This window comes from Nioella ostreopsis (assembly GCF_004000255.1).
GTDB lineage: Bacteria > Pseudomonadota > Alphaproteobacteria > Rhodobacterales > Rhodobacteraceae > Nioella > Nioella ostreopsis.
In genome coordinates this window covers 1-5,788 of the sequence record NZ_RCIQ01000051.1, presented here as the reverse complement: position 1 = coordinate 5,788, position 5,788 = coordinate 1, and the positions used below count along the sequence as shown (strand labels likewise).

The window sequence follows — 5,788 nt, the reverse complement described above, 5'->3', positions numbered from 1 at the left end:
GATCGATACCAACGCCCACGCGCAGAATCTAGATAGAGTACTTGTTCTTCTGAATGAAGCTGATGAAGCCAATGCCAAGCATCCCGTCTCTGTACATGCTGAAGTTCTAAGTCATTGCTCCATTACTGCGCTTCGAATGAGTAATTCGGTTCTGCAAAGCAATCCCCACATTTGGGAACATCTTTCCAGAAACCTAAACAAAATAAATCCAGATCATTTGATCGTTATTTATGATGCAATCAATTTCTGGGTGTGTGCGCCTGAAGACTGCAGAAAGCTTATTGTGGAGGAGTTGTTTAGTAGACCACAAATAACGGCGTCTGCATGTGAAAAACTGATTAATAGGCTGCACGCAAACCAACCAGACGATCTGTTGAAATTGACCGATAGATTGATTGACCTGGCTCCCAGATCAGAACATGGATACCTGACCCTTTATGCAAAATCCTTAGTCGAGAGCGCAGATCAGGCTCTTTCGCAGAGAAAGGCATATCTGCCTATCCACCGCAAAGCCAAGGATGCTGTTCTCATTATCAAACTGCTTCGTCAAGCAGGAAGGCTGTCCGTGGCGACAAGGTTTGCCAAATTTCTGCTGTTGAAGAACCCAAATCACGAGGTCTTTGAAAACCATTATGTGCATATGCTTTTAGAAACAGGCAGCGTGGAGCAGGTCGAAGGTATTCTAGAGAAATATCTCGCCCGAGGCGGAAGGATTACTGTTCAAAAAATGGCTATGGTCCTAAATGTACTTATACAGTTGGACCGGCTGGAGGATGTTGATGGAATTTGCAATTCATACCCTCTGCTAGACAATCTGCCACTTGGCGCACTTAATCAAGTTGTCCGAGCAAAGCAAAGCATTGGCAAGAAATCAGAAGCTGATCGTATGTTGGCTGCGATCAAGAAGCGCGACTTGTCTACTGGAACGCTACACAGTGCGCCAACAATTTTGCAGACAATTCAAGTTGAATCTTCCTTTGACCCAAATGGGGAATGGGAAAACAACTCCGGAAGGCTGACATATGGCTTTACACAAATTATCCGAGCCGCTGCAGGAGATTTCGAGTTGCCTCGTGATCAAAGGCAAATTAAACCAGAAAAACTGATCCACCAATATTGGGATAAAACGCAGATACCACAAGAAATGGTGGGCTTGACAGAATCATGGAGGAAAGATGCTAATTATGAATATCATCTTTACGACAAGAAGTCTGCTAGAAAAATTTTGAAAGAGAAGTTGGGTCTTGATTGGCTGAAAGCTTTTAATAATGCGTCTTCACCAGCGGAAGAGAGTGATTTTTTTAGACTGTGCATACTTATGCTCAGGGGGGGAACATACGTAGATTGCGATGACCGGCTTGTGGTCAATATTAACGACCTCTATGAATTGCTTGACGGCTTCACAGTTTTTGCTGAACCATTTGGGTATACGGCAAATAACTTTCTCGCTTGTCCTAAGGGGCATCCGCTAATGGTTCGTGCAGCCATACGCGCCAAGTTGGCGCTTGAAAATAGACATAATGAAAACACATTGTTTAAAACTGGTCCGGGATTGCTTGCAAGGACTGTTGCGTCGTTCTTGAATGCTGAGGATGCGGGTTCAGGTAAGAACAAAGTTACTGTGATTCCGCGATATATCTTGTGTCGCTATGTGCAAATTCATGTTCCACTGCCTTACAAAAAAACCACGAAATATTGGAATTCAACAAAGGCTGTTTTCGTAAATGACCCGATAATAAGTCAGTTGAGAGATAATTGTCACCTCCCGGAAAGAAGTATTGCTGTTTCTTGAAGGGCTAAGTCTTGCGTAGGTATCAGTCTTTCATCACTTGCAATTGCAGCTTGCTGCCCAAAGCTCAATGCTGGATTTTTTATTAATCTGATATGGGTGGAATGACTGCGTGCTGCAACGCAAAAGCTGGTCCCGCGCGTTCAAACAAAGTTGGAAGAAACGATCCGTGTCCATGTGGAAGCGGCAGGAAATACAAGAAGTGAGGTGGGGCGAACTGATTTTGACCGGATGGTCACATCCGGGTTTCCCAACTTCGACACTTCACGCCTGATTTGAGCCCTGCCTGGTGATGCCGAGCTCAACGAAATAAGGGCTTTGGGTGTGTCGGATGGTGAATTTTGGCGAAATCTTTGTTGTGGCACGTCACGATGAAATAACTCATTGAAGCTTGTTGTATCAGCTCATATCGTTGCGACATGTACACGAAGATCACGAGATCCGGTGGGCGCCAGTATCTCCAACTGGTCGAGGGCTATCGCAACGACGAGGGCAAGGTCCGCCATCGGGTCGTCGCCAACCTCGGCCGACTTGAGGATCTGAACCCCGCCAAGCTCGACCCCCTGATCAACGGTTTGAACCGGGCCATCGGGCGCAGCGACAATACGGCGTTTCCCGTCGAGATCGAGAGCTCCAAGGCCTATGGCAACGTCTTTGCCCTGCACGAGCTTTGGAAGGATCTGGGGTTCGACCGTGCGTTCGGCCGCGCCATGCGGTCTGGGCGGCGCAAGATCGAAGCGGATGCTCTCGTACGGGCAATGGTCTTCAACCGCCTGTGCGACCCCACAAGCAAGCTTGGGTGCCTGCGCTGGCTGGACACCGTGGCCATGCCGGAGATGCCCGCCAAGGTCGAACATCATCATCTCCTGCGCGCCATGGACGCGCTGATGGACAATGTCGATCGCGTGGAGGCCGGGCTGGCCCGCCAGATCCGTCCCCTCGTGGATCGCGATCTGACCGTGGTCTTTTACGACCTGACGACCGTACGCATCCACGGCGAAGGCGAGGTCGACGACGACATCCGCACCTACGGCATGAACAAGGAGACGGGCGGCATCGCCCGCCAGTTCGTGCTTGGCGTCGTGCAGACCGCCGAAGGCCTGCCGCTCATGCATACCGTGCATCCGGGCAACGTGGCCGAAACCAGGACGCTGCAGGCGATGCTCACCACAGTCCTGGAGCGCGTCCCGATCGAGCGCGTCATCCTCGTGGCCGATCGCGGGCTTCTGAGCCTCGACAACATCGACGCCCTGACATCGCTGGCCGAGCAGGGTGGGCGCACGCTGGAGTTCATCCTGGCCGTCCCCGCACGCCGTTACGGTGATCTGGTCGAGACCTTCAGGCATATGGCCTTCGACGAGGCCGGGCTGGCCGAAGACCGTTTTGCGGGTCATCGCCTGATCGTTAACCATGATCCGCTGCGTGCCGCTGAACAGGGCGAGCGGCGCCGGGCGCGCGTCGCTGAGCTCGACACCATGGCCGAGAAGATGGTCGGCAAACTCGACGCCCAGGATGCTGGAAAGACCGCCAAGGGCCGTCGCGCCTCCGACCGAGGTGCCTACAGCCGCTTCACCCGTGCCGTTGCGGAGGCTGAGCTCACCCGCTTCCTCAAGGCCGATTTGAATGCGGATCGGTTCAGCTGGTCGGTCGATGAAGACGCCATCGCCGAGGCCGAGTTCTTCGACGGCAAGCTTGCGCTGATCACCAATGCCCCCGACCTCACCGCCGCTGAGGCCGTCGCGCGCTACAAGGGCCTCGCAGAGATCGAGCGCGGCTTCCGCGTGCTGAAATCCGACATCGAGATTGCGCCGGTGCATCACCGTTTGCCTGATCGCATCCGCGCCCACGCCATGATCTGCTTCCTGGCTCTCGTCCTCTACCGCGTCATGCGCATGCGCCTGAAAGCCAAGGGGCACAGCGCAAGCCCGCGCACCGCTCTCGATCTTCTGGAACGCATTCAGCAGCATGTCGCCCGTATCGGCCCGACAACCAAGACCACCCTCACACGTCAGCAACCGGAACAACTCCACCTCTTCGAAGCCCTGAGCCTGAACAAACCTGCCTGAAACGCCCATGTTGTGGCAAAAGAGGGTATCCCGCTTCAATAATATCAATCGCTTACGTGTTTAGCTGTTGAAGTTGGGTGGCCAAGTTGCACCGTGCGGGCGAGTTGACAGCCGTGTGGGTGCCGGATGCGGCGCATGAAGCAATGCGCGACTTGGTTCGGGCGCGCGCGACCGCGATGCGTATCCTTGGAAAAGCGCGCCAGTATTTGCAGGGCTTTCTTCTGAGGAACGGCCGCATTTACCCGGGCAAGAAGGGTTGGACGGTGGCATACCGGTGTTGGTTGACGACTGTGCGGTTCAAGCATCCGGCGCAACAGATCGTGTTCCAGGACTATGTCGACGCGGTCACCGATGCCGAAGCTCGGGTTGAGAGGCTTACAACGCAGATCGCCGACCTGCTCCCGAGCTGGTCGTTGGCTCCGGTGGTCGAGGCGGTTCAGGCGATGAGGGGCGTAGCTTTCATCGTCGCGGTGACGGTGGTGGCCGAGGTCGGGGATTTTCATCGTTTCGACAACCCACGCCAGCTGATGGCATATCTCGGTCTCACACCCTCCGAGCATTCGAGCGGGGCTACCGTACGCCGCGGCGGGATCACGAAGGCCGGGAGCGGTCTTGCCAGAAGGGCTTTGATCGAAGGGGCCTGGAGCTATCGGATGCAGGCGCGCGTCAGTCGCAAGCTGCACGATAGGATCGAGGGCTTGCCCAAGGCCGTGCGCGACATTGCAAGGAAGGGGCAACTGCGAATGTGCCAGCGCTACCGTCATCTGATCGCTGCTGGAAAAGCGAAGGTGGTTGTCACCACGGCCATCGCCCGCGAGATGGTTGGCTTCATTTGGGCCATCGCTCGAGCGGTGACGCCTCCGCCGGTCTGTCAGACCAAAGTCCGAGGTTGAGAAGACAAGACGCGCCCAAACATGCCGATGCGCAAGGTTGAGCGAGCAGCCCGCTGGAATGCCACGGGTGATCTCTCGGAACGTGCCACCGTATTCCACCGTCCGGCGCATATATTGCCACAGAAGGTTCAGTGCCTGCCGGTCGCTGACGTGCCGGGCGAGCTGATCCATCAGCTTGAAGTGGTCGATCGAGGCATAATAGGATCGGACATCGGTGCGGAACACATGGCGATGACCCGCCAGCGCCTGATGCACCCGCCGCACGGCGGCCTTGGCCCCGCCATGTCCGCGCAGATGCGTGCAGGCCGGGGACTTGGGCAGAAGGCGCGCCAAGGCGGCCCGGAGGCGTTTCAGGCGAGCGGTGTCATCCGGGCACCGAAAGATATACCGCTCGCCCTCAGAGCGGATCAGTAATGTCTGAAGGGTAGGAGCAGGCGTCTCCACCTAGGCCTCCATCACTCCAAACTCCGAACCAGACGAGACTGTGCCGAATTTTGTGCGTGACGCCTCTTCTTACGCAATTGGGAAGCGGTCTTCGAACATGATGGCGAGCTGCGATCTGACAGCGTGCCATTCACGTACCGAACGCTTCCACTCGGACGATGTAGCATTGAGCGCCCAATAGATCAATTTCGCCGCGGCGTCGTCGCCTGGGAAGTGGCTGCGGGTTCTGACGGCTCGGCGGATTTTCGAGTTCAACGCCTCAATGGCGTTCGTGGTGTAAATCAGCCTGCGGACCTCAGGTGGGTAGTCGAGGAACGGGATCACCTCGTTCCAGGCCCGGCGCCAGCTCGGCGCGATCGCCGGATACCGCCTGGCCAGATCGCTGTCCTCGAACTCAGCCAGAGCCAGTTCTGCAGCATCGGCATCGACCGCCGTGTAGATCGCCTTGAGGGCGGCGGCTACGGCCTTGCGGTCCTTGTAGCTGGCGAAGTTCATGGAGTGGCGCAGCAGATGGACGATGCAGGTCTGAACTCGGGTCTGGGGGAACGCTGCCTCGATAGCCTGAGGGAACCCCTTCAGCCCGTCCACGACCGCGA

Annotated in this window: 5 protein-coding genes and 1 pseudogene; 5 read left to right on the top strand and 1 reads right to left on the bottom strand. The window is 55.8% G+C overall.

Annotation, left to right across the window (positions count from 1 at the left end):
• The 5 genes and pseudogenes from EP237_RS22580 to EP237_RS22560 form a co-directional block, all read left to right on the top strand.
• A partial coding sequence (locus EP237_RS22580) for a glycosyltransferase (protein WP_206052349.1) occupies nt 1-1,792 on the top strand: 1,792 nt, incomplete at its 5' end.
• A 92-nt stretch (nt 1,793-1,884) separates the two neighbouring features.
• Entirely contained in the window at nt 1,885-1,995 is a 111-nt protein-coding gene (locus EP237_RS23875; protein WP_127563072.1) for an SEC-C metal-binding domain-containing protein, read from the top strand.
• A 213-nt stretch (nt 1,996-2,208) separates the two neighbouring features.
• Nucleotides 2,209-3,855 carry an IS1634 family transposase gene (locus EP237_RS22570; RefSeq protein WP_127563071.1) on the top strand — a complete coding sequence of 549 codons (1,647 nt, stop codon included), beginning with the start codon at nt 2,209-2,211 and terminating at the stop codon, nt 3,853-3,855.
• A gap of 77 nt (nt 3,856-3,932) precedes the next feature.
• A pseudogene (locus EP237_RS22565) lies at nt 3,933-4,748 on the top strand (IS110 family RNA-guided transposase); the annotation flags it as partial.
• A gap of 21 nt (nt 4,749-4,769) precedes the next feature.
• Nucleotides 4,770-5,162 carry a hypothetical protein gene (locus EP237_RS22560; RefSeq protein WP_127563070.1) on the top strand — a complete coding sequence of 131 codons (393 nt, stop codon included), beginning with the start codon at nt 4,770-4,772 and terminating at the stop codon, nt 5,160-5,162.
• Nucleotides 5,163-5,261: 99 nt separating this feature from the next.
• Here the strand turns inward: EP237_RS22560 and EP237_RS22555 are convergent.
• Nucleotides 5,262-5,788: IS256 family transposase (locus tag EP237_RS22555; RefSeq protein WP_206052348.1), on the bottom strand; the 527-nt coding region annotated here is incomplete at its 5' end.